The sequence below is a fragment of the Agrobacterium sp. O3.4 genome (assembly GCF_041414895.1).
Taxonomy (GTDB): domain Bacteria; phylum Pseudomonadota; class Alphaproteobacteria; order Rhizobiales; family Rhizobiaceae; genus Agrobacterium; species Agrobacterium cucumeris.
In genome coordinates, this window is the sequence record NZ_JALPZP010000001.1 from 1,330,773 (window position 1) to 1,354,358 (window position 23,586).

The following is a 23,586-nucleotide window of genomic DNA, read 5'->3' on the forward strand; positions in this document are numbered from 1 at the left end:
CTCGAAGCCCTTGATGCTTATTCAGCGGCTTCCAGAACAGCGCCATCATCCATGGCCCTGTAGGTATATTGGTCGATACGCTTTTCGATTTCCGGACGGAAATTGCGGATCAGCGCCTGTACCGGCCATGCGGCGGCGTCGCCGAGCGCACAGATGGTGTGGCCTTCGATCTGCTTGGTCACTTCAAACAGCATGTCGATTTCGCGCTTCTGCGCGTTACCCTTGACCATGCGTTCCAGCACGCGCCACATCCAGCCGGTGCCTTCGCGGCACGGCGTGCACTGGCCGCAGCTTTCATGCTTGAAGAAGGCCGCGATGCGGGCAATCGCCTTGATGACGTCGGTGGACTTGTCCATGACGATCATGCCGCCGGTGCCGAAGGAAGACTTCACTTCGCGCATGCCGTCAAAGTCCATGATGGCGTCCTTCATGTCCTCACCGCGCACGATGGGGCAGGATGCGCCGCCGGGGATGACGCCGAGCAGATTGTCCCAGCCGCCGCGAATGCCACCGCAATGGTGTTCGATCAGCTCACGGAAGGACAGGCCCAGTGCATCTTCGAAGGTGCACGGACGCTCGACATGGCCTGACACCATGAACAGCTTGGTGCCGACATTGTTCGGACGGCCGATCCCCGAGAACCAGGCAGCGCCACGGCGCAGGATGGTCGGCGCAACGGCGATTGATTCAACGTTGTTGACGGTCGTCGGGCAGCCGTAAAGACCCATATTGGCCGGGAACGGCGGCTTGAGGCGCGGCTGGCCCTTCTTGCCTTCAAGGCTTTCGAGCAGAGCCGTCTCTTCGCCGCAGATATAGGCACCCGCGCCGTGATGGACGTAGATGTCGAAATCCCAGCCATTCTTGTTGTTCTTGCCGAGCAGGCCGGCATCGTAGCACTCGTCGATGGCCGCCTGAAGCGCTTCACGCTCACGCATATATTCGCCGCGCACGTAGATATAGGCGGTATGCGCGCCCATGGCGAAACCGGCGATCACACAGCCTTCGATCAGCGTATGCGGATCGTTGCGCAGGATTTCGCGGTCCTTGCAGGTGCCGGGTTCGGATTCGTCGGCGTTGACGACGAGATAATGCGGACGGCCGTCATTTTCCTTCGGCATGAAGGACCATTTGAGACCCGTCGGGAAGCCAGCGCCACCGCGACCGCGAAGGCCGGAAGCCTTCATCTCGTTGATGATCCAGTCACGACCCTTTTCGATGATCTGCTTGGTGCCATCCCAATGGCCGCGCGCTCTCACGCCCTTCAGGGACTTGTCCTTGAGGCCGTAGAGATTGGTAAAGATGCGATCCTGATCTTTTAACATGCTTCACCTCTTACCGCGGCTTCTTGCCGAAGACCCTGATATACTCGGCTTCGCCACCCTTGGCGAGCGCCTCGGCCTGCTTGATCCACTCGTCGCGTTCGATGCGGCCCTTGAAATTCAGATAACCGTCGACCCAGTCGCATTCGGCCTTTTTCCAGCCGGCGACCTGCGCAAAGGTGAAGATGCCGAGCTCGTGCAGCGTGCCTTCGATCTTCGGACCAACGCCGGAAATGAGCTTCAGGTCGTCAGGCGTCGCCGGGCGTTCGATGCCGGCCGGACGATCCTTGGAGTCGAGCGACGGCTTTGCCGCCGCAGCCGTTCCGGAAGCTTCCTTTTCGACGGTCTTTACATTGGCTTCCGCAGCCTTCGGCTCATTGGCCGGCGTCTTCAGCTTCGGATCGGTTTCCGGCGCGTCCGTCTTCGGCTTGGCGGCATTGGACGGCGGAACCGGTGCGGCATCCGCAGGCACTTCGGCCGGCTTGTCGAGATTGGAACGGTCAGGCTTGATCTCTTCCGTCAGCGTCGTCAATCCACCGACTGGAACCGACTCGTGACGGTCGATCTGCGGGCCGGTCTTGACCGTGTCACCCTTGCCTGCCTCGAACGTGTCGATGATTTCTTCCAGGCGCTCGGGCGTCAGGTCCTCATAGGCATCCTTGAAGATGATGACCATCGGCGCGTTGACGCAGGCGCCCTGACATTCCACCTCTTCCCAGGAGAGCGTGCCGCTCTCATTGGTGTGCAGCGGATCGTGGTTGATCTTCTTGCGGCAGACATCCATCAGCGCTTCGGAACCGCGCAGCATGCAGGGCGTGGTGCCGCAGACCTGAACGTGGGCGCGCGTGCCGACCGGCTTCAGCTGGAACTGGGTATAGAAGGTCGCCACTTCCATGACGCGGATATAGGCCATATCCAGCATGTCGGCGATCTTTTCGATGGCGGCGCGGGTAACCCAGCCGTCCTGCTCCTGCGCACGCATGAGCAGCGGGATGACAGCCGATTGCTGGCGTCCCTCGGGATATTTCTTGATCGTCTTTTCCGCCCATGCGGTATTATCCGCGTTGAAGGCAAACGCCACGGGCTGGAACTGATCTTCGGCTAGTCGACGAACGGACATACTTCCTCACGCCTTTTCAGTTTAACGTCTCACAACGCGATCTCGCCACCGTGACGAATTCGCAGGCGTAAGCCGCCTTGTCTTTTTGCATGAACACAATGAACTTACTGCCATTCGGAACCGAGGCCTTGATCTCGTATCCCGACGACAGAAGCTGCTTGATGGTTGAACCGCCGCCGCTTGACAGCGACACGCCGCCCTCATCCGTCGCCGTCTGGGCGAGAACGGGGGCAGACATCGCAGCAAGAAGAGCCAATATGGCCAGCGGCAGACGCATCAGCGATCGACCTCCCCGAACACGATGTCGAGGGAGCCGAGCACGGCTGTAACGTCAGCAAGCTGATGGCCCTTGCACAGGAAATCCATCGCCTGCAGATGCGCATAACCCGGAGCGCGGATCTTGCAGCGGTAAGGCTTGTTAGAGCCATCGGCGACCACATAGACGCCGAACTCGCCCTTCGGCGCTTCGACGGCGGCGTAAACTTCGCCGGCTGGAACGTGGTAACCTTCGGTGTAAAGCTTGAAGTGGTGGATCAAAGCTTCCATCGACCGCTTCATCTCGCCGCGCTTGGGCGGGACTACCTTGCCGTCAAGCGAGGAGACAGGGCCGATGCGATGCTTGCCGGAGAGAAGATCAACGCACTGCTTCATGATCTTTACCGATTCGCGCATTTCCTGCATGCGGATCAGGTAGCGATCATAGCAATCACCGTTCTTGCCGACGGGGATGTCGAATTCCAGATCGGAATAGCACTCGTAAGGCTGCGAACGACGCAAATCCCAGGCAGCGCCCGAGCCACGCACCATCACGCCAGTGAAACCCCAAGCAAAGGCGTCTTCAAGCGAGACGACGCCGATATCGACGTTACGCTGCTTGTAGATGCGGTTGTCGGTCAACAGGCCTTCGATATTGTCGAGAACGGTGAGGAACGGATCGCACCACTTGCCGATATCGTCCACCAGCTCCGGCGGCAGGTCCTGATGCACACCGCCCGGACGAACGTAAGCCGAGTGCATGCGGGCGCCACAGGCGCGCTCATAGAACACCATAAGCTTTTCGCGCTCTTCGAAACCCCAGACCGGGGGCGTCATCGCGCCAACGTCCATGGCCTGCGTCGTGACGTTCATGATGTGCGACAGGATGCGGCCGATTTCCGAATAAAGCACGCGGATCAGCTGGCCGCGCATCGGGATTTCGAGGCCGAGCAGCTTTTCGACGGCGAGCGCGAAAGCGTGTTCCTGGTTCATCGGCGCGACGTAATCGAGACGGTCGAAATAGGGAACTGCCTGCAGATAGGTCTTGGTCTCGATCAGCTTTTCGGTGCCGCGATGCAGAAGACCGATATGCGGATCGACGCGCTCGACGATTTCGCCGTCCAGTTCCAGAACCAGACGCAGCACGCCGTGCGCGGACGGGTGTTCCGGACCGAAGTTGATCGTGAAATTGCGGACGTTATGCTCAGTCATTCTAGTGCTCCGCCGAGGTGATCATGGCGATGAATTCGGGGCCGGTCATGTTCTGCGTGGTTTCTGCGAAAGAATAGCTCGAAGGCTTTTCATCCGTGAAAATCTGCGACGCGAACGTGAAACTGGAAGGGTTGTCGAAAGCCTGCAGCGACACGGCCAGGTGTTGGCCATCCTTGGAACGCCACATCAAGGTGCTGCCGCAATTCGTGCAGAAGCAACGCTCGCCCCATTCCGAGGAGGAAAAGACGCCAAGCTGTTCTTCGTTTTCAAAGGAAACGCCGGTGCATTCGACAGCCATGAACGCACCGCCGGACCAGCGGCGGCACATGGAGCAATGGCAAACGCCGAATTCGCGGGCGCCAATGCCGGCATTAAAGCCAACGGCGCCGCAAAGACATTGTCCATGCTCTGTCGCGGGGGCTTGGCTCATTGCTTGGCCTTTTCGTCACCCGGGAGAACATATTCGGTTCCTTCCCAAGGGGAAAGGAAGTCGAAGTTACGGAATTCCTGCTTCAGTTCGACCGGTTCATAAAGAACCCGCTTCAGAACGTCATCGTAACGCACTTCCACAAAGCCGGTAACCGGAAAATCCTTGCGCAGCGGATGGCCTTCAAAACCGTAATCCGTGAGGATGCGGCGCAGGTCCTTATGGCCCTCGAAAGGAATGCCATACATATCCCAGGCTTCGCGCTCGAACCATTCCGCGCCCATGTAGACGGAGGTCGATGAAGGAACGCCCTCGTCTTCCGCCACCTGCAGCTTGATGCGCACGCGCAGATTCTGGCGCGGCGACAGAAGATGGTAGACGACATCGAAACGCTTTTCGCGCTGCGGCCAGTCAACGCCGCAAATATCGATGATGTTGACGAAACCGCACTGCACGTCGTCGCGCAGGAAGGTCAAAAGCGCAATCACGCTTTCAGTTGTCGTGTTCAGCGTCAGCTCGCCATAGGCGATATCGGCAGATACCACGAGAGAACCGCGCGCTTCCTTAACGTAAGCAGCAAGATCGTTGAGAGCTTCGCTCATTATCTATCCGTCCTTTGCCCTTAGCGCTCGATCGTACCGGTACGCCGGATCTTCTTCTGCAGCAGAAGAACGCCGTAAAGCAGCGCTTCCGCCGTGGGGGGACAGCCCGGAACGTAAATATCCACCGGCACGACACGGTCGCAACCGCGCACCACGGCGTAGGAATAGTGGTAATAACCGCCGCCATTGGCGCAGGAGCCCATGGAAATGACGTAACGCGGCTCAGGCATCTGGTCATAGACCTTGCGCAGCGCGGGCGCCATCTTGTTGGTCAGCGTGCCGGCAACGATCATCACGTCAGACTGGCGCGGCGAAGCGCGCGGGGCGACACCGAAGCGCTCCATGTCATAACGCGGACCGGAAGCCTGCATCAGGCCTTCAACGGCGCAGCAGGCGAGACCGAACTGCATCCACATAAGGGAGCCGGTACGCGCCCAGGTGATCAGCTCGTCGGTCGATGTGACGAGGAAGCCCTTGTCGGCCAGCTCGTCATTGATTTCCGTGAAGTAGGCATCGTTGCTGCCAACCGGCTTGCCGGTCGAGGGATCGATGATCCCCTTCGGCTGCGGCGCAACGAGCGTGCTGTTGTTCTGGCTCATGCCCATTCCAGCGCTCCCTTCTTCCACTCATAGATAAAGCCAATGGTGAGGACGCCAAGAAACACCATCATCGACCAGAAACCGAACCAGCCCATGTCACCGAAGGACACCGCCCACGGGAACAGGAAGGCCACTTCCAGATCGAAGATGATGAAGAGGATCGACACCAGGTAAAAGCGGATATCAAACTTCATGCGGGCGTCGTCGAAGGCATTGAAACCGCACTCGAAAGCGGAAAGCTTTTCCGGGTCCGGCGCCTTGTAAGCGACAGCAAACGGCGCAATGAGAAGCGCCAGGCCAATGACAAGAGCGATACCGATGAATATTGCGATCGGAATGTAGGAACTGAGGAGTTCAGTCATGGTCTCTTCCTTGCCCGGCCGGGTGCCGGACCTGCCTTTGCGACTTATAAGTCTCAAGGCGCACAAATATGTTGCAACGCCAAAGTGGTTAGCGCAGCCGCGCCCTCTCTGCAAGAGTTTAGGCACCATTTCAAGACACCTGCCGCATTGATTGGCAACAATATTGCCCGAATTGACGCAAATTTGGGCCACAATTCCGACCTAAGCCCCTCAAATACAATAATAATCGATTGAAGGACGCAACCGCAAAAAAGTCACACGAATTTTATGTCAAAAAGGCACCGAAGTGACGATTTTCAGAAATCGAAACTTGAGTGAAAAAGGCAGGAAAAATCGTGCTTGCGCGGGGCGGAATCAGGCGGTGAAATCGCTCATGCAAAGGCGCCTGGCTGGCGCTTCGGATGGCTTTTTCTGGGAGTCATTTCAGGAAGAGAAATGGCGCGAGTGACGGGGCTCGAACCCGCGACCTCCGGCGTGACAGGCCGGCACTCTAACCGACTGAGCTACACCCGCGCATCGCAGATATTCATCTGCGTTTATTTCCGAGGAACAGGATGGCGCGAGTGACGGGGCTCGAACCCGCGACCTCCGGCGTGACAGGCCGGCACTCTAACCAACTGAGCTACACCCGCATCTCCTGACGGACAGGACCTTGTCCCGCCGTACGAACCAGCCTCGGCTGTTCGTTGAGCGGCTAACTACGGCGTTCGTGCGGGGGTGTCAAGCAGGTTTCACGACAAAAGAATAAGCTTCTGCATTTTGATCGGGAAAAACTGAGAGGCCTTTGACAGGCGCTGGCGCAAATGCCCTGTTCTGCAGGCTTTTCCCAACGAAAACAAAAAACTTGTCCACAGCCATGGGCGTCTCAGGCAAGATTTCCGCCTGTATCTGAAGGTCACTGCGGATTCGTTTTTACCGGAAAGCCCGCAGTTCCCGGCTTTTCGCCGGCAACCCTCGATGAAGGGAAAAGCTGTCGGCAAAAAAAACAAAAAAACTTCACAAAAGCCCTTGCGGTTTTTTTCCGATCCGAATACATCACGGCCACCGACGCGGCGGACATGATCCGAGACACGCGAAGGGCGATTAGCTCAGTTGGTAGAGCGCCTCGTTTACACCGAGGATGTCGGGAGTTCGAGTCTCTCATCGCCCACCATTCCCAAGCCTATCAATTTTTAAGCTTGAAGCCGAATGTCAATCGGATGCGATTTCTATTTTCCGTAAATTCTTCGCAGAGGGAATCGCCCCCTGCCCCACTCATCAATGGATGTCGGGGCTGCGTTTCAGGCGGATGGAATCGTCTTGCGATTTTTCCCATGCCAAATCGGTACTCCTGTTTCAGATTCCGACAGCTTCTCCCAGTCCCTGTATCACCCCGCAACATACCGAAAAATAAGCAGATTCAGACTTTTTAAACAGATTTCGGGCATTGTTTTCGAGCCGTTTCATGATGAACGGTAGAAATAATGGATGAAACCATGATCGACGCGTTTGTAACACTCGCGCTTATTGCGCTGCCTGTTTATATTTTCTTCCGTTGGGTCCAGCAGGACTCGGAAAAAAGCGATACTCCGAAAAGCAAGAACTCCATGGGGCGGTGATCCTTTATCATCGGTCCGCAGCTTTTCCCCCCAATAGCCCCCGACAAGTCTCTCTCTGAGCCATCCCCGACGCGACAACGCCAGCCTTGAGGGCCTGCGCTGCGACACGCCGTGCAAACCGCGCCGCCGCACCGGGGGCCTTCAGCGACAAAAAAAGCCGGGCTGTGCCCGGCTTTTCTCATTTGCGAAGCCAATCGGTACGATCAGTTGATTGCCTTCATATCAACCTTGAAGAACAGCGTCTCACCGGAAGAATCGTCCACGCCGTCATTGTCGGTCACGGCATAGGCCGTTCCGGCCTTGTCGAAGGTGAAGCCTTCCAGCTTGTCGACGACGTAACCGTTGGTCTGGGCCTTCAGGTCAGGCAGAAAGTCATGCGCTTCCTGCTTGGCCACCAGCGGCAGCTCGCCACCGATCTTGCCCGGCTTCAGATCTGCGATCGCCACGCGGTAGAGCTTCTTGATCTTGGCCTTGTCGCCGATCTGGTTGTCACGCTCGACGATATAGACATATTCGCCCTGGGCAGTGATTTCAGAAAGGCCGATCCAGCCTGCCTCGGTCTTGTCGAGCGGGTAACGCACGGCGCCCCATTCCTTGGACTTCGGATTATAGGAGACGAGCTTGACGAAGCCCTTCTCGTCCGTACCCCATTCGCGCTGCACAGCCATCCACAGCGTCGCGTCGTCGCCCTTGCCGATCATGGTCACGCCTTCGAAACCGAAGCGGGTGTCGCCGGCAAGCAGTTCCTTCGGCAGGGCGATCTCAGCCTTGATTTCACCCTTGGCATTGACGTTGTAGAGCGCGTGCGGGACGAGCTTGGCGCTGTCGCCTTCCGAGGCCAGCCAGAAGCCGCCCTTGCCGTCCAGCGTGATACCTTCGATATCGAGTTTCTGGGCAGCGATACCGTCACGCTTGATGCGCAGCACGCTGGTGATGGTTGCGGGCTTCTTCGTTGCGTCGATCGTGTAGATCGACGGCTGGTTGCCATAAACCGAGTCGGAAACCGCATAAAGAATGCCGGGCTTCTCGGCATCGCCGACCAGGCCCGAAAGAGCGCCCCAGCCGATCGGTGCACCGTCGACAGTGGCGGAAACCAGCTGCGGATAGGCTGCTTCACCTTCAGCGCGCTCATAGATCATGACGTGCGAGCGAACGCCGCCGTCTTCGACCAGATCCACCTCGTTCGCCGTAACAAGAAGATTACGCGACGGGATGGCGACTGCGCCTTCCGGTGAAACGCCTGAAGGCAGGAGCTGGGTCAGTTCCGGCTCCTTGCCGGTGTCCTTGTAGACAGCGACGACGGAGGCGCGCTCGGCAAGCACGAAGAAATATTTCTGATCGCCGAATGTTGCTGCTTCCAGACCTTCCGGCTCGATGCCCTTGGCCTTGGAGCGCTTTTCCGGATAGTGGCCGATGGCCGCAACCGCATGCTCGAGCGAAGCGCCAGCTTCATAGAGAAGCTTGCCGGTCTTGTCGAAGATGGTGAAGCCGCGCGATCCGCCCTGCCAGTCACCTTCATTGGCGATGACGATACGATCATTGTCCAGCCACTTCACGGCGTCCGGCTCGCGCTTGCGGCCTTCCTGCTTGTCGGTGAACTTCAGCTGGCCGTCCGACTTCGTGTCGATGCCTTCGAGGTCAACCGTGCCGGCGGAGAAATGCGTCTTCACCGTGCCGGTCTTGCCGTCGATGATAACGATATGGTTGTTTTCCTGCAGCGTGAGCGCGATTTCGCCATTGGCGTTGATCGAAACAAATTCCGGCTCCGGATCTTCCGGGGCGATTTCGGCCAGACCGGTGAGCTCGATCTTCTTCAGCGTCGCACAATCGGCAACGCCGTTCTTCAGGCCAACCGTTACCAGATAACCGGCGGGCATCTGCGGCAGGGCGCCTTCGTTCACCTCTTCGTCGCGCTCATTCTCGATTGCGATGGCGGCAAAGGTCTTGTCCGGAGAGACGGCAACCGAATCGGGCTGGCCGCCGAGATCACAGCTTGCCTCGATCTTCTTGGTGGCGATATCGACCGTTACCAGCTTGCCTGACGGCTTGACGAAGCTTTCAGAGGTGTTGACGCCGGCGAGAACCTTGAGGCCAGCAACGGCGACCGACGTCGGCTCGCCTTCAAGCAGCAGCGCACCGCCGGCCTTCGGGGCCTTGGCATCGGTGATGTCGATGAAGCCGATGCCACCAAGCGGGCTGTCCGAATAGATCAGCGTCTTGCCATCTTCGCTGGCGGTGACGATTTCAGCCGACGTGACGGACTTGGCGTCCTTGTCTGCGGGCAGGTTTTTCGCCACCGGGAAAGATGCGATGCGGTTGAAAACCGGCTCGGCAGCGGCCGGGAAAGCTGCGGATGTCAGCAGCGCAGCAGTCAAGGCCATATGAGAAAATCGGAACGCCATTATAATCCCCCTTGGGTCCAGAAATACCCCATGGCTTCTGCGTCAAAGACATGACAGTGGGATGACATTTCCTGTCGGGAGAATCAAAAAGCCCGGCCATGAAGGCCGGGCTTTCGTGTTTATGCGCATCGTGTATCGAAACGCCGTGTGTCCGGATGGAAGCTACACAGCCACGCATCGACACTTTCAATCCACACCATACTGACCGAGAGACTGGCCTGTCCGAAAGAGACTTCCGAAAGGCTGCCCTCTTCATGCCTGCTGATGGTGTGAGCGCGTCAAAACATGCTTCCTCGTGAACCTGAAAAACCGCATGCCCGCCGCCGGGCATCACGGCCTTCCGGAAACCTTACGAGTTAACAGCGTCCTTCAGGCCCTTGCCTGCGGAAAACTTCGGTACGTTGCGAGCCGGGATATCGACTTCAGCACCCGTGGAAGGGTTACGACCCTTGGAGGCTTCACGGCGGCTAACGGAGAAGCTGCCGAAGCCAGCGAGGCGGATGTCGCCACCGCTCTTCAGTTCGTTCTGTACGGTTTCGAATACGGCATCAACAGCGGAAGCAGCATCTGCCTTCGTGAGACCAGCCTTTTCGGCAACAGCAGAGACGAGCTCGTTCTTGTTCATGTTTCCACCCCTTTCAATGGTTTGAAACGACTAAAATTAAGCCGGCGCAGAATACATTCGCATCCGCGCGCAGCAACTCAAAAGCGCTGGAATCGCCTGAAAAACAAGGGGTCTACGGGTTTTTTCACAAAAAAGGCCGACATTTCTGCCGGCCTTCCCCATATTCGTGCCAATTTGGCATCACTTGCGCGGGCCGAAGCACCGCAGCTGTCTTCCGATACCTAACACATTGATTCTATGCATCGCGCTTTGCGAAAACCGATTCCGGCTTCCGCGCCGATGCATGTATCAATGCGCGATCGTCTGACCGCCGTCGTCAACGCCTTCAACCGTCGCGATCACGGGCGTCTCGATGCTGCCGTCCCACTCGATGGGCTCCGGCTTGCGAAGCAGCGCGTGTTCGATGACCTCGCCCATGCGCGAAACCGGGATGATTTCCATCTCGTTCTTCACATTGTCCGGAATCTCCGCCAGATCCTTGGCGTTTTCTTCCGGGATCAGCACCTTCTTGATGCCGCCGCGCAATGCCGCAAGCAGCTTTTCCTTCAGGCCGCCGATTGGCAGCACGCGACCACGCAGGGTGATCTCGCCCGTCATCGCCACATCCTTCGAAACCGGAATACCGGTCATGATGGAGACGATGGCAGTGGCCATGGCAACACCGGCGGACGGTCCGTCCTTCGGGGTCGCACCTTCGGGAACGTGAACGTGGATGTCGCTCTTGTCGAAGCGCGGCGGCTCGATGCCGAAGTCCACGGCGCGCGAGCGGACATAAGATGCCGCTGCCGAAATGGATTCCTTCATCACTTCCTTGAGGTTGCCGGTAACCGTCATGCGGCCCTTGCCCGGCATCATCACGCCTTCGATGGTGAGCAGCTCACCGCCAACTTCCGTCCAGGCAAGACCGGTGACGACACCGACCTGATCCTCGCGCTCGGCCTCACCGTGGCGGAACCGCGGAACGCCCAGATAATCCGGAACGTTGGCAGCGGTAACCTCGACGGACTTGACCTTGCCCTTGATGATCTCGGTGACAGCCTTGCGCGCCAGCTTCATCAGCTCGCGTTCAAAGCTGCGCACGCCCGCCTCGCGGGTGTACTGCTGGATGACGATCATCAGAGCGTCATCGGTAACCGAGAATTCTTCCGGACGCAGGGCATGTTCCTTGATCGCCTTCGGCAACAGGTGACGCTTGGCGATTTCGCGCTTCTCGTCTTCCGTATAACCGGCGATGCGGATCACTTCCATACGGTCCATCAGCGGGCCTGGAATGTTCAGCGTGTTGGCCGTGGTCACGAACATCACGTCGGACAGATCGTATTCCACTTCAAGGTAGTGATCCATGAAGGTGGAGTTCTGTTCCGGATCGAGAACCTCCAGCAATGCGGATGACGGGTCGCCACGGAAATCCATGCCCATCTTGTCGATTTCGTCGAGCAGAAACAGCGGGTTCGCCTTCTTTGCTTTCTTCATCGACTGGACGATCTTGCCCGGCATGGAGCCGATATAGGTGCGGCGATGACCGCGGATTTCCGCCTCGTCACGCACGCCACCAAGCGCCATGCGCACATATTCGCGGCCGGTCGCCTTGGCGATCGACTTGGCGAGCGAGGTCTTGCCGACGCCGGGAGGACCAACGAGGCACAGGATGGGTCCGCGAATCTTGGTAGCACGCGCCTGCACGGCCAGATATTCGACGATGCGTTCCTTGACCTTGTCCAGACCGAAATGATCCTGATCGAGGATCGTCTCGGCGCTGTTGAGGTCGGTCTTGACCTTCGACTTCTTGCCCCAGGGCAGGCTCAACAGCCAGTCCAGATAGTTGCGCACGACGGTCGCTTCCGCGGACATCGGGCTCATCTGGCGAAGCTTCTTCATTTCCGCCTCGGCCTTTTCCTTAGCCTCCTTGGAAAGCTTGGTCTTGGCGATACGCTCTTCCAGCTCGGCCATCTCGTCACGGCCATCTTCGCCGTCGCCGAGTTCCTTCTGGATCGCCTTCATCTGTTCATTCAGATAATATTCGCGCTGGGTCTTTTCCATCTGGCGCTTGACGCGCGAGCGGATGCGCTTTTCGACCTGCAGCACCGAAATCTCGCCTTCCATGAAGCCGAGCGCCTTTTCAAGCCGCTGCTTCACGCTGACGGTTTCCAGCATTTCCTGCTTTTCGGTGATCTTGATCGACAGGTGCGAAGCGACCGTATCGGCAAGCTTCGAATAATCGTCGATCTGACCGGCAGCGCCGACAACCTCGGGCGAAATCTTCTTGTTGAGCTTCACATAGCTCTCGAATTCCGAAACGACGGAACGCGACAGCGCCTCGATCTCGACCGGGTCTTCCGCAGGCTCCTGCAACGGCGTCGCGGAGGCTTCGTAAAAATCCTCACGGCCGGTGTATTCGTCGATCTGGGCGCGGCCCTTGCCTTCCACCAGCACCTTCACGGTACCGTCCGGCAGCTTCAGAAGCTGGAGAACGTTGGCGACGGTGCCGACCTTGTGGATGGCATCCGGCGTCGGATCGTCATCGCTGGCATTGATCTGGGTGACGAGCATGATCTGCTTGTCCGAACCCATGACCTCTTCGAGCGCACGAATGGATTTTTCCCGCCCGACGAACAGGGGAACGATCATATGCGGGAAAACGACAATGTCGCGCAGAGGAAGTACCGGATAGGTACCGCCAGATGCCGCAGACGTGATGTTCGTCATATCATTTCCTTTCCATGGTCCCTTTCGGGACACTTTGCCGAACGTCTTGGGGGCGTCCGGCATATTCATTTCTCGAGACTGAAAGTGGAGTTTCGAAACACCGATTTCAAGTCGCCGGAAGAGACGGCCCCGCGCACCGGCAGAACCGTGAAATTCAACAAAACCCAGCGCCGGCTATTACTCCCGACATTTCCGGTTATCCCAAGGGATCAGGAACCGGGTCGCCGACGGCAATTCACATTTCCGTCACATCGCGCTGCAAATCAGTTGTAAGACTTTATCAGCAAAGCGCAATCCGCTCCAAACGCAAAATGGCAGACGAAGCTTTCCTCCACCTGATTGTCGGGATGCAAGGCAGGGACGCCTCAAGCGGCGAAGAGCGTTACGGCATATCCGCGGCCATGGGTCCGCGAACGCCGATACAGTTGCCCCAGGGGTCACGGAACTGGCACATCCAGAGTTCCTGATCGATTTTCATCGGGCCGCGATAAAGAACAGCGCCCGCGTCCCGCAGATGCGCGAGTGACCGGCCGAAATCATCCGTCCACCAATAGACGACAGACCCTGCCGCCCCGCTTGAAACCTTTTGATCAGCGGGAACGATTTCCAGCTGGATATCGCCGATCCGCAGGTACTCGAAGCCGGAGGGAAGGCTGACCGATGCAACCGCCTCCGGAAACGCTTTCCCGTACCAAAGCAATCCTTCGGCGGGATCGGACACGTGAATGAGGATTGCGGTTACAGGATTCATCAGGATACCCGATATTTCAGGGGCATATCCGCTTCTCCACGAAAAGCGAAGACGCGTCGCCTCTTAGTTTCTAGTTATTATTCAGGTAAAAGGCGCTTACGCCATCCCCGCAAATGCTTCGAATACCGGGCAGGCATCACACAAAGAAAAGCCCCCCGCAGCCGTTGCTGCGAGGGGCTTTATTCTTCTGGAACCGATCAGGCCGAAACGTTGGTCTTTTCTTCCTGGCGATCCGCGTAGATGTAGAGCGGACGGGCGACACCGCTGACGACGTCGTTGGAGATAACCACTTCGCGAACGCCTTCCAGAGTCGGCAGTTCGAACATGGTATCCAGCAGGATCTTTTCCATGATCGAACGCAGGCCGCGGGCACCGGTCTTTCGGGTGATCGCCTTGCGGGCAATCTCGCGCAGGGCGTCCTCGTGGAAGGTCAGTTCCACATCTTCCATCTCGAACAGGCGCTGATACTGCTTAACGAGCGCGTTCTTCGGCTCGGACAGGATCTGGATCAGCGCATCTTCATCAAGGTCTTCCAGCGTTGCCAGAACGGGCAGACGGCCGATGAATTCCGGGATGAGACCGAACTTCACCAGATCTTCCGGCTCCAGCTCGCGCAGCACCTCGCCCACACGGCGATCGTCTTCCGCCTTGACGGTCGCACCGAAGCCGATCGAGGTCTTTTCACCACGGGCGGAGATGATCTTGTCGAGGCCGGCAAACGCACCGCCGCAGATGAACAGGATGTTGGTCGTATCCACCTGCAGGAATTCCTGCTGCGGATGCTTGCGGCCACCCTGCGGCGGAACGGAAGCGACCGTGCCTTCCATGATCTTCAGAAGCGCCTGCTGGACGCCCTCGCCCGACACGTCGCGCGTGATGGACGGGTTGTCCGACTTGCGGGAAATCTTGTCGACTTCGTCGATATAGACGATGCCGCGCTGGGCGCGCTCGACATTGTAATCCGCAGCCTGCAACAGCTTCAGGATGATGTTTTCCACGTCCTCGCCGACATAACCGGCTTCGGTCAGCGTCGTTGCGTCCGCCATGGTGAAGGGAACGTCGATGATGCGGGCGAGCGTCTGGGCAAGATAGGTCTTGCCGCAACCCGTCGGACCGACGAGCATGATGTTCGACTTCGCCAGCTCGACATCGCCGTTCTTGGAGGCGTGCGCGAGGCGCTTGTAATGGTTGTGAACGGCCACCGACAGGATTTTCTTCGCCTGCTTCTGACCGATGACATATTCGTCGAGAATCTTGATGATATCCTGCGGGGTGGGAACACCCTCGCGCGACTTCACCATAGACGTCTTGTTCTCCTCGCGGATGATGTCCATGCACAATTCGACGCATTCATCGCAGATGAATACTGTCGGCCCGGCAATGAGTTTCCGGACTTCGTGCTGGCTCTTGCCGCAGAATGAACAATAGAGTGTATTTTTAGAGTCGCCGCCGTTGCTGCCGCTGACTTTGCTCATATCTCTTTCCTTCCAGCACGCCGCAGGTCCGCCAAACGGATCGCGGTCAACTTACCGCCCGCAGATACGGCTCGCCTTGGGGTGCATTGCCGTATCCGCCTCGTTTCCCGGGGTACTAGCCGTGTCAGATACAGGAGCTGACAACCGGCTGCAACGAATTCCCCATCAAACCAAAGGCCACGTCATAAAAATTCAACACAGCCTTAATATATACTAATATCGCTTTCTGTTGCGGTTGAAAGCCCCGAAATTACTTTTGCGGGATCAAACAAACGTCAAAAAGCGGCGCGCCTCAATTCGCGGCGGCGCCTTCCATTTCCTGGCGCGAGGTGAGGATCTTGTCGATCACACCCCAATTCTGCGCTTCGTCCGCATCCATGAAGTGGTCGCGATCAAGGGTTTTTTCAACCTCTTCGAGCGTGCGGCCCGTGTGCTTCACGTAGACTTCATTGAGACGACGCTTCATCTTGATGATGTCACGGGCATGACGCTCGATATCCGATGCCTGCCCCTGGAAACCGCCGGAAGGCTGGTGCACCATGATGCGGGCGTTCGGGGTTGCAAAGCGCATTCCCTTTTCACCGGCGGCCAGGAGCAGCGAACCCATCGATGCGGCCTGGCCAACGCAGAGCGTCGAGACCGCAGGGCGGATGAACTGCATCGTATCGTAGATCGCCATGCCGGCGGTCACGACGCCACCTGGCGAATTGATGTAAAGCGCGATTTCCTTCTTCGGGTTTTCAGCCTCGAGGAAAAGCAGCTGCGCGCAGACGAGCGAAGCCATCTGGTCTTCCACCGGACCGGTGAGGAAAATGATGCGTTCCTTGAGAAGACGGGAAAATATGTCATAGGAGCGTTCGCCGCGATTGGTCTGCTCTACGACCATCGGCACCAGAGCCATGGCGGTATCAACTGGATTTTTCATGTCCGTCCTTTGTCAACTCTGCCCTTCGCGGAAAGCCGCTCCGGAATCACTTCTAACCTTCATTCTCCCTACATAGAGTGTCCCTGCCCCGTACTTCAAGACACGAAGCCGCATATCCTTAACGGCTCAACAGCGATTACAGGCGTTTGAAGCCTCTGACGGCAACGGCTTGAAACCATCGGGCGCGTCTGGAACCGGGTGCCCTTGCCGGCATTATTTTCCATCGAAGTGAGCCGCAAATGCAAAAACCCATGGCCATGCACAGATATAACTTCTCACCGGCAAGAACTCGTTAGGGATTTACTGCTGATACTGCGCGGCGAATTTCCGGTTTCCGTCAGGAAGCGGGCGCCCCATTCGGGCGAAATGGCATCTCAACAATTCCGGCGGGTATTGCGCACATCGTGCCGCAGATCCCGCTTTCACGGCATGATAGCGCAGATAGGATTTTGCAATGCTGGATGCAAAAACGGGCATGCTGCTTTGGGCGTCGGAGACGTTCACCCTTGCCGTCCTTTTGGGAACCCTGTGGCTGCACCGCCCTGCCCGCCAGCACAATCTCTATTTCGCCGCCGGTTTTCTTTCGACCGGCATCGGCGCCATTCTTGTCGCCATGCGCGGCGACATTCCCAACTACCTGTCGATTGACGTCGGCAATACGCTGGCGCTTTCAGCTTTCGGTTTCTGGCTGGCCGGCCTCCTCTCCTTCGAACAGCGCAAGCTTGCCGGCTGGATCGCCATTCCCGCGCTTTTGTGGGTGGCCGGCATGCTCATCCCGCCGGTGCGGGACAGCATGGTTTCGCGTATCCTGCTTTACCATGCCTGTGCCGCCGTCGCTTATTTCATGCTGGCCGGCGTCGTTCTGGCAAACAGGAGCCGGGCATCGCTTAGCCGCAAGGTTCTTGCCGCTATTTTCATTTTGCAGGCCTTTTTCGGCGCCATCATCGCATCGGTCATCATTCCCGGTGATATCACGTCCCCCAGTGCCGTCGCGCTGACGTCGCCGCTCGCCTTTTCAGGCATTCTCGGCTTCACCGTCATCATCATGATCAGCGCCAAGATCATCATGGAAGATTCGGAAGCCCGCCTGCACCGGCTGGCGATGACCGACCACCTCACCGGTGTCCTCAACCGGCGCGGTCTTCTCGAGGAGTTCGAGCGCATCAAGAAGCGGTCGCCGGCTTCCAGCCGTTATGTGGCGCTGGTGCTGTTCGACATCGACCATTTCAAGAAAATCAACGACAAATATGGCCACCAGTCCGGCGATGCGGTGCTCGTGCACTTTTGCAACATGGCGCAACGCGTCATTGGCGATCGCGGCCTGTTCGTCAGAATGGGCGGCGAAGAATTCGCGCTGGTCGCCGAAGTCGAAAGCCCGTCCAGCACGGTGACGCTGGCGGAAGCCATCCGCAGTAATCTGCGTCTTTCCAAGATCAGTTCACGCGGCGAAGGTATCGAAGTCACCACCAGCGTCGGCATATCGGAAGCCATGATCAAGGATGCCGACCTGAGCGTGATGATGACGGAAGCCGACCGTGCGCTCTATGCAGCGAAAAAAGCCGGCCGCAACAGGACCGTCATCCACGTCAATTCGGCCAATGTCGTCGTCCCCTCCCCGGACCGGGACGAAAATCCGATGGACAATAATGCCGACCGACAGGTTGCGGCGCTGAACCGCATATCGGCCATCGCCAGCCGGTGACATGATGCCAATGCGATGACAGGCGGAAAAACAGGCAGCGGTTTTTCCCCACCCTTTTCAAAGCACAAGACGCGGACTAAACCTTGAGCATGACAGACACATTTCCCTTCCTCACCATCGACCCCGCCACGCGCCGCGTTTCACTTGATGCCCGCGACCCGGCCTTCTATAATGATCCGAACCCGGTCTATGCGGCGCTTCACGCGCAATGTCCCACCTTTTACTGGGAAGAGCAGCGGCAATGGTTCTTCACCGAATATGACCATGTCAGCGCGCTTTTACGTGACCGTCGTTTCGGCAGACAGATCCTGCATGTGGCCAGCCGTGAGGAAATCGGTCTCGCCGAACCACTCGAACATGTGAAGCACTTCGATGCCGCCGAGCAACATTCGTTGCTGGAACTGGAGCCGCCGGAACATACGCGGCTGCGCACGCTCATCAACCGCGCCTTCGTTTCGCGGCATGTCGACAAGATGAAGCCGGAAATCGAGGAACTCGCCAACCGCCTGATCGACGCCTTCGAAGCCGATGGCAAGACAGAACTGCTCTCAACCTATGCCGATATCATTCCGGTGACGATGATTGCCCGCATGATCGGCATTCCCGAAGAAATGGGGCCGCAGCTTCTGAAATGGTCACATGCCTATGTCGGCATGTACATGTTCAAACGCACTGCCGAGGACGAGCTTCTTGCCGACAAGGCAGCCAGGGAGTTTTCGGATTATGTGCGCAGCGTGATCGCGGAACGGCGGGCGGAACCGCAAGACGATCTCTTGAGCCATATGATCCACACGGAGCATAAGGGCCAGTACCTGACCGATGACGAGCTGATTTCCACCACCATCGTGCTGCTGAACGCCGGACACGAGGCGACCGTGCACCAGATCGGCAATTCCGTGCGCATCATTCTGGAAAGCGGCATCTCGCCTGATACGCTGTTCAGCGACGAGACGACCACGGAACGCACGATTGAAGAGACGCTGCGTATCTGCGCGCCAGTCCATATTTTCCAGCGCTGGGTGCTGGAACCGGTCGAGATTGACGGTGTGACATTCAAACGCGGCGACAAGGTCAGCCTCATTCTGGCCGCGGCCAATCTCGACCCAGCAAAATTCTCCAACCCTCTGGCCTTCAAGCCGGACCGGAACGAGGGCGCCAACGTCTCCTTCGGCGCCGGCATCCATTTCTGCATCGGTGCACCGCTGGCAAGGCTTGAGCTTAATCTTGCCCTGCCGCTGCTGTTCAGACGCCTGCCGGGTCTCAGTATTGCCCAGCCGCCGAAGGTCAAGGACGTCTATCATTTCCATGGTCTGGAGCGGCTTGATCTGGCGTGGTGAGATGTGGCTGAGGTGTCCGCAGGGATCATCCGGCCTCAAAGCCGGATGACGTAATCCTTCCTTGTCGTTTCAACGACCTCCCAGGTGCCCGTGAAGCCGGGCTGCAGGACGAGCCGGTCGCCCCGCTTCAGGTGGCGCGGCGCCCCGCCATCTTCCGTCAGGATGGAGTGGCCTTCGAGAATGTTGAAATATTCCCATTCATCATAGACCACCCGCCATTTGCCCGGCGTGGATTGCCAGATGCCGGCATAGATGCCGCCCAGCGCTTCCTCCAGATTCCACGTGGTGAATCTGGGATCGCCGGAAATCAACCGTTCCGGCGCAGGCGCGCCATGCTCCGCTTCGACCGAAACATCAAATGTCAGCAAGTTCGTCATGGCGGGCCGCCCTCTCAGATTTTCGCAAGCGATTGTTCAAGATCGGCGATGATGTCCTTGACGTCCTCGATACCGATGGAAAGACGCACCACATCCGGCCCGGCGCCGGCGGCCGTCTGCTGTTCCGGCGTCAGCTGCGCATGGGTGGTAGAGGCCGGATGGATGACGAGCGAGCGCGTATCGCCGATATTGGCGAGATGCGAGAAAAGCTGCAGCCCTTCCACCAGCGCCTTGCCAGCGGCATAACCGCCCTTGACGCCGAAGGTGAACACGGAGCCTGCCCCCTTTGGCGAATACTGCTGCTGAATGGCGTAGTTATCGCTGTCCTCCAGCCCGGCATAATGCACCCAGCCAACTTTCGGATGCGCCTTCAGCCATTTGGCGACGGCGAGCGCATTGTCGGAATGGCGTTGAACGCGCAGCGGCAGGGTTTCGATGCCGGTGAGGATGAGGAAGGCGTTGAAGGGCGAGATGGCCGGGCCGAGATCGCGCAGGCCAAGGACACGGCAGGCGATTGCGAAGGCGAAATTGCCGAAGGTCTGGTGCAGCACGACACCCGAATATTCCGGCCGGGGTTGCGACAGCGCCGGATATCTGTCCGTCGCCGACCAGTCGAAGGTGCCGCCATCGACGATGATGCCGCCCATGGAATTACCGTGGCCACCGAGAAATTTCGTCAGTGAATGCAGCACGATATCCGCGCCATGTTCCAGCGGTCGCAGCAGATAGGGGCTCGCCATGGTGTTGTCGACGATCAGCGGCAGGCCGTGGCGGTGGGCGACATCGGCAATTGCAGCGATGTCCACGAAGGTGCCGCCGGGATTGGCGAGGCTTTCGATGAAGATGGCGCGGGTGCGGTCATCGATCTGCGCCTCGAAACTGGCCGGATCGGTCGCATCGGCCCAGCGTACCTGCCAGTCGAAACCCTTGAAGGCGTGGCCGAACTGGTTGATGGAGCCGCCATAAAGCTGGCGGGCGGCAACGAAATTGTCGCCGTGCTGCAAAAGCGTGTGGAAGACCAGCAATTGCGCGGCGTGACCGGATGCGACCGCGAGCGCCGCCGTGCCACCTTCAAGCGCTGCGACACGCTCCTCCAGAACCGCCTGGGTGGGGTTCATGATGCGCGTATAGATATTGCCGAATTCCTTCAGCCCGAACAGCGCGGCGGCATGATCGGCATCACGGAAAGCGTAAGCGGTCGTCTGATAGATGGGCGTCGCGCGTGCGCCGGTGGTTGGATCTGGCTGTGCGCCCGCGTGGACGGCCAGTGTTGAAAAACCGGGATTGCTGCTCGACATGATATTTCCTCCACATACAATTTTGGAGGGATCATAATGCCTTGCGGCGAAATGATAAGTCCGATCTGTACCAACTATCGCACAATATTGAGACGCCGATACTCAATTGCGGGGCAACGGTCCATCACCACGTTCATGCCATAGGCTTCGGCCTTGGCGGCGGCATTGTCATCGCGCACGGATAACTGGCCCCAGATCACTTTCGGGCGCTGCGGCAGCAATATCGCCTCCTCGACGATCGCTGAGAGATATTCGAGCGCCCTGAAGACATCAACCATGTCCACGGGTTCGGGAATATCGGCAAGCCGGGCATAAACTTTCTGCCCCAGTATCTCCTTGCCCGCCTGGCCGGGATTAACCGGAAACACCCAGTAACCCTTCGACAATAAAAAACGCATGACGCCATGGCTCGGCCGGTCCGGATTGGGTGAGGCGCCAAGCAGGGCGATGGTCCTGACATCGGTCAGGATTTTTCGGAGATAGTCCGGTTCATAAGTATCATGCTGCATGTCAACTTGTTCCTTTGGCGCATCTCGCAGTTTGAGCGATGCTGGCAGGCACCCTTGTGAGAAATCAGCGCGAGTATCGCGTTTCCTGCATAAATCCGCAGCTACATTTGCACGCCACAGGTGCTTGCTTTTGTTCTCTGCTTTTAATGTCATTTAGGACGCATCATCGCATTCTTTAACCCCTGCCCGGTCTAAAACCCGTGAAATCGGCCCTTTCTTGCCTCGATATGTGGCAATTTCATTCACGCAAAATGATTTCACGAAACTACCCCGCATAAGCTGGTATTGAGTATTTTCATCCAGTTTCCAAAATAACCCATATGCGGGGGAACACTGGCTCAAACAACATTAGCGTGCATTTTATGCGCCATTCGTCTCCTGTTTGTTTTCATTCCGTTCACCGATGAATTAGACTTGACTAATTTTCAGAAAGTTATTCTGTAAATCAATCTATCTGCAAAACTACAACGTTTCAGCTTGTGATTTTACATGGATATGAAATTCATTTTCAGGATAATGAAAGAAACTGGCATTGGGATTGATGCCCTTATCCACGCTGCCAGAAATGCGAATTAAACGCCAATATCCGCTTAAATAGCCCTGATTTTTAGAAAAACAGGCAAGCGCCAGCGTGATCCGAGCCTTGCATCCGGAGCCAGCATGCCAGTTCCTCGGATGAAATCATGGGCAAAGCGGCATTGCCCCCGGAGCAGGAGATATAGTGACATGCACAAATCTGAAATTTGACGCATGTCATAATCGGCGAAAGGATCGAATATTCGTACGGACGATCAGACGAAACCCGCACTTGTTTTTAAATGATCACAAAGCGCCCATGGCACCTCACGGCCTCCATCGAAATTGGATTTCGGTCGCCAATCCCCATGCTATAGGTTTGGCAAAGTAGCCCGCGAGCGAGTCTCTATTGTGACAATCGACATTCTTCTTCTGGTTCTTCTGGGTGCAATCCTGCATGCCGGATGGAATGCACTGGTCAAATCGGGATCCGACAAGTCACTTGACGCCTCGCTGATTGCCGCCGGGGCTGCGGCCTGCTCCTTGCCGTTCCTGCCCTTTCTGCCTTTTCCGGCGCCGGTGGCCATTCCTTTTCTGATCGCCTCGGCGTTTCTGCAATTTGCCTATTTTCGCCTTGTTGCTGCCGCCTATACGATCGGCGATATCGGCCTCGTTTATCCCGTCATGCGCGGTGTAGCGCCCCTGATCGTCGCGGCGACGAGCAGCCTTTTCCTGAGCGAGGTCCTGAGTCCGCTGGCGCTTGCCGGCATAGCCATCATTTCCGGCGGCATCCTGACGCTCGCCTTCGAGGCGCGGCGCGGCGGCGGAAAAGCGATCATCCTTGCGCTCATCAATGCCTTCGTCATCGCCTCCTACACCTTCGTCGACGGTGTCGGCGCAAGGCTTTCGGGCAATGCGATTTCCTATACGCTGTGGATGTCGCTGCTGCCGCCCGTGCTGCTTTTCGGTTTCGCCTTTTACCAACGCGGCGTGAGCGCCGTTGCAGCGCATGTGCGGCGCAACTGGTGGCGCGGCCTGATCGGCGGCGGCGGCTCCATCCTCTCTTACGGACTGGCGCTCTATGCCATGACCAAAGCCCCCGTCGCGGTCGTTGCCGCACTTCGGGAAACCTCCATCCTGTTTGCGCTTGTCATCTCCGTCGTGATCCTGAAAGAACGCGCCAGCATCTGGCGTTATCTCGCCGGCGGCATCATAGCAGCAGGCGTTCTGGTCATGAGACTGGGCTAAAACAGGCCGATTTTATGTGGTAAAATATTACCACACTAATAAACTATTGTTTTTGCTTGGTTATTTTTAAGGCCTTCAAAAAACGTCATATTGACGCATTCTCCGGCGCACCGTATAAGCGCGCCAGATCGGATTCCAGCCGGAATAGGGTCATTTGCGGTTAGCCTCAGGGCAACCAAACCAAGCAACAAGAAACGCCCGTATGCTCTTATTCAATCAAG

General features: G+C 57.6%; 22 protein-coding genes and 3 tRNA genes. 5 read left to right on the forward strand and 20 right to left on the reverse strand.

Annotated elements, in window-relative coordinates:
• Window positions 1–17: 17 nt before the first annotated feature.
• The 11 genes from nuoF to M0412_RS06445 all read right to left on the reverse strand — a co-directional run bounded on the left by nuoF (window position 18) and on the right by M0412_RS06445 (window position 6,754).
• The gene (nuoF, locus tag M0412_RS06395; protein ID WP_080817174.1) at window positions 18–1,322 is read right to left on the reverse strand and encodes an NADH-quinone oxidoreductase subunit NuoF; all 1,305 of its coding nucleotides are present in this window, start codon (window positions 1,320–1,322) and stop codon (window positions 18–20) included.
• 10 nt (window positions 1,323–1,332) lie between these two features.
• A complete protein-coding gene (locus M0412_RS06400) occupies window positions 1,333–2,439 on the reverse strand; it encodes an NADH-quinone oxidoreductase subunit E (RefSeq protein ID WP_269698062.1) in 1,107 nt (368 codons plus the stop codon).
• 16 nt (window positions 2,440–2,455) lie between these two features.
• Window positions 2,456–2,716 (reverse strand): hypothetical protein, encoded by a 261-nt coding sequence (locus M0412_RS06405; RefSeq protein WP_020012327.1) that lies wholly within the window; start codon window positions 2,714–2,716, stop codon window positions 2,456–2,458.
• The gene (locus M0412_RS06410) at window positions 2,716–3,906 is read right to left on the reverse strand and encodes an NADH-quinone oxidoreductase subunit D (protein WP_020012326.1); all 1,191 of its coding nucleotides are present in this window, start codon (window positions 3,904–3,906) and stop codon (window positions 2,716–2,718) included. The genes M0412_RS06405 and M0412_RS06410 overlap by 1 nt, the downstream gene beginning before the upstream one ends.
• Before the next feature lies 1 nt (window position 3,907).
• On the reverse strand, window positions 3,908–4,336 hold the full coding sequence (locus M0412_RS06415; RefSeq protein ID WP_269698065.1) for a GFA family protein: 429 nt from the start codon (window positions 4,334–4,336) through the stop codon (window positions 3,908–3,910).
• Window positions 4,333–4,935: an NADH-quinone oxidoreductase subunit C gene (locus M0412_RS06420; protein WP_046800314.1), complete on the reverse strand. Its 603-nt coding sequence runs from the start codon at window positions 4,933–4,935 to the stop codon at window positions 4,333–4,335. The genes M0412_RS06415 and M0412_RS06420 overlap by 4 nt, the downstream gene beginning before the upstream one ends.
• Before the next feature lie 20 nt (window positions 4,936–4,955).
• Window positions 4,956–5,540, reverse strand: coding sequence for an NADH-quinone oxidoreductase subunit B family protein (locus M0412_RS06425; protein ID WP_003496467.1), 585 nt, complete (start codon window positions 5,538–5,540; stop codon window positions 4,956–4,958).
• The gene (locus tag M0412_RS06430; RefSeq protein WP_046800315.1) at window positions 5,531–5,896 is read right to left on the reverse strand and encodes an NADH-quinone oxidoreductase subunit A; all 366 of its coding nucleotides are present in this window, start codon (window positions 5,894–5,896) and stop codon (window positions 5,531–5,533) included. Before M0412_RS06430 ends, M0412_RS06425 begins: the two co-directional genes overlap by 10 nt.
• Before the next feature lie 436 nt (window positions 5,897–6,332).
• Window positions 6,333–6,409, reverse strand: a tRNA-Asp gene (locus M0412_RS06435).
• A 42-nt stretch (window positions 6,410–6,451) separates the two neighbouring features.
• Window positions 6,452–6,528, reverse strand: a tRNA-Asp gene (locus M0412_RS06440).
• Between the two features lie 88 nt (window positions 6,529–6,616).
• Window positions 6,617–6,754 (reverse strand): hypothetical protein, encoded by a 138-nt coding sequence (locus tag M0412_RS06445; RefSeq protein ID WP_269698069.1) that lies wholly within the window; start codon window positions 6,752–6,754, stop codon window positions 6,617–6,619.
• A gap of 219 nt (window positions 6,755–6,973) precedes the next feature.
• Between M0412_RS06445 and M0412_RS06450 the strand changes: the two genes are divergently transcribed.
• Both M0412_RS06450 and M0412_RS06455 read left to right on the forward strand, forming a co-directional pair.
• Window positions 6,974–7,049, forward strand: a tRNA-Val gene (locus M0412_RS06450).
• Between the two features lie 322 nt (window positions 7,050–7,371).
• Window positions 7,372–7,494: a hypothetical protein gene (locus tag M0412_RS06455; protein ID WP_269698071.1), complete on the forward strand. Its 123-nt coding sequence runs from the start codon at window positions 7,372–7,374 to the stop codon at window positions 7,492–7,494.
• 203 nt (window positions 7,495–7,697) lie between these two features.
• Here M0412_RS06455 and M0412_RS06460 read toward each other — a convergent pair whose 3' ends face one another.
• The 6 genes from M0412_RS06460 to clpP form a co-directional block, all read right to left on the reverse strand.
• Window positions 7,698–9,896, reverse strand: coding sequence for an esterase-like activity of phytase family protein (locus M0412_RS06460; protein WP_269698073.1), 2,199 nt, complete (start codon window positions 9,894–9,896; stop codon window positions 7,698–7,700).
• Between the two features lie 349 nt (window positions 9,897–10,245).
• A complete protein-coding gene (gene hupB, locus M0412_RS06465; protein ID WP_003496481.1) occupies window positions 10,246–10,521 on the reverse strand; it encodes a DNA-binding protein HupB in 276 nt (91 codons plus the stop codon).
• Between the two features lie 288 nt (window positions 10,522–10,809).
• A complete protein-coding gene (gene lon, locus M0412_RS06470) occupies window positions 10,810–13,227 on the reverse strand; it encodes an endopeptidase La (RefSeq protein ID WP_142839604.1) in 2,418 nt (805 codons plus the stop codon).
• A 382-nt stretch (window positions 13,228–13,609) separates the two neighbouring features.
• Window positions 13,610–13,978, reverse strand: a complete 369-nt coding sequence (locus M0412_RS06475; RefSeq protein ID WP_142839603.1) for a VOC family protein — start codon at window positions 13,976–13,978, stop codon at window positions 13,610–13,612.
• A gap of 197 nt (window positions 13,979–14,175) precedes the next feature.
• On the reverse strand, window positions 14,176–15,453 hold the full coding sequence (clpX, locus tag M0412_RS06480) for an ATP-dependent Clp protease ATP-binding subunit ClpX (protein WP_003521528.1): 1,278 nt from the start codon (window positions 15,451–15,453) through the stop codon (window positions 14,176–14,178).
• 292 nt (window positions 15,454–15,745) lie between these two features.
• The gene (clpP, locus tag M0412_RS06485; RefSeq protein WP_046800320.1) at window positions 15,746–16,378 is read right to left on the reverse strand and encodes an ATP-dependent Clp endopeptidase proteolytic subunit ClpP; all 633 of its coding nucleotides are present in this window, start codon (window positions 16,376–16,378) and stop codon (window positions 15,746–15,748) included.
• A 454-nt stretch (window positions 16,379–16,832) separates the two neighbouring features.
• On the opposite strand from clpP, the gene M0412_RS06490 reads away from it, so the two are divergent.
• The gene (locus tag M0412_RS06490) at window positions 16,833–18,080 is read left to right on the forward strand and encodes a diguanylate cyclase (RefSeq protein ID WP_142839602.1); all 1,248 of its coding nucleotides are present in this window, start codon (window positions 16,833–16,835) and stop codon (window positions 18,078–18,080) included.
• 89 nt (window positions 18,081–18,169) lie between these two features.
• Window positions 18,170–19,417 (forward strand): cytochrome P450, encoded by a 1,248-nt coding sequence (locus tag M0412_RS06495; protein ID WP_269698084.1) that lies wholly within the window; start codon window positions 18,170–18,172, stop codon window positions 19,415–19,417.
• A gap of 35 nt (window positions 19,418–19,452) precedes the next feature.
• On the opposite strand, the gene M0412_RS06500 is transcribed toward M0412_RS06495, so the two are convergent.
• The 3 genes from M0412_RS06500 to M0412_RS06510 all read right to left on the reverse strand — a co-directional run bounded on the left by M0412_RS06500 (window position 19,453) and on the right by M0412_RS06510 (window position 21,601).
• Entirely contained in the window at window positions 19,453–19,794 is a 342-nt protein-coding gene (locus tag M0412_RS06500) for a cupin domain-containing protein (protein WP_269698086.1), read from the reverse strand.
• A gap of 14 nt (window positions 19,795–19,808) precedes the next feature.
• Window positions 19,809–21,092, reverse strand: coding sequence for an O-acetylhomoserine aminocarboxypropyltransferase (locus M0412_RS06505; protein WP_269698088.1), 1,284 nt, complete (start codon window positions 21,090–21,092; stop codon window positions 19,809–19,811).
• 74 nt (window positions 21,093–21,166) lie between these two features.
• On the reverse strand, window positions 21,167–21,601 hold the full coding sequence (locus M0412_RS06510; RefSeq protein ID WP_269698090.1) for a CoA-binding protein: 435 nt from the start codon (window positions 21,599–21,601) through the stop codon (window positions 21,167–21,169).
• 927 nt (window positions 21,602–22,528) lie between these two features.
• Between M0412_RS06510 and M0412_RS06515 the strand changes: the two genes are divergently transcribed.
• On the forward strand, window positions 22,529–23,365 hold the full coding sequence (locus M0412_RS06515) for an EamA family transporter (protein ID WP_269698091.1): 837 nt from the start codon (window positions 22,529–22,531) through the stop codon (window positions 23,363–23,365).
• The last annotated feature ends 221 nt before the right edge of the window (window positions 23,366–23,586 follow it).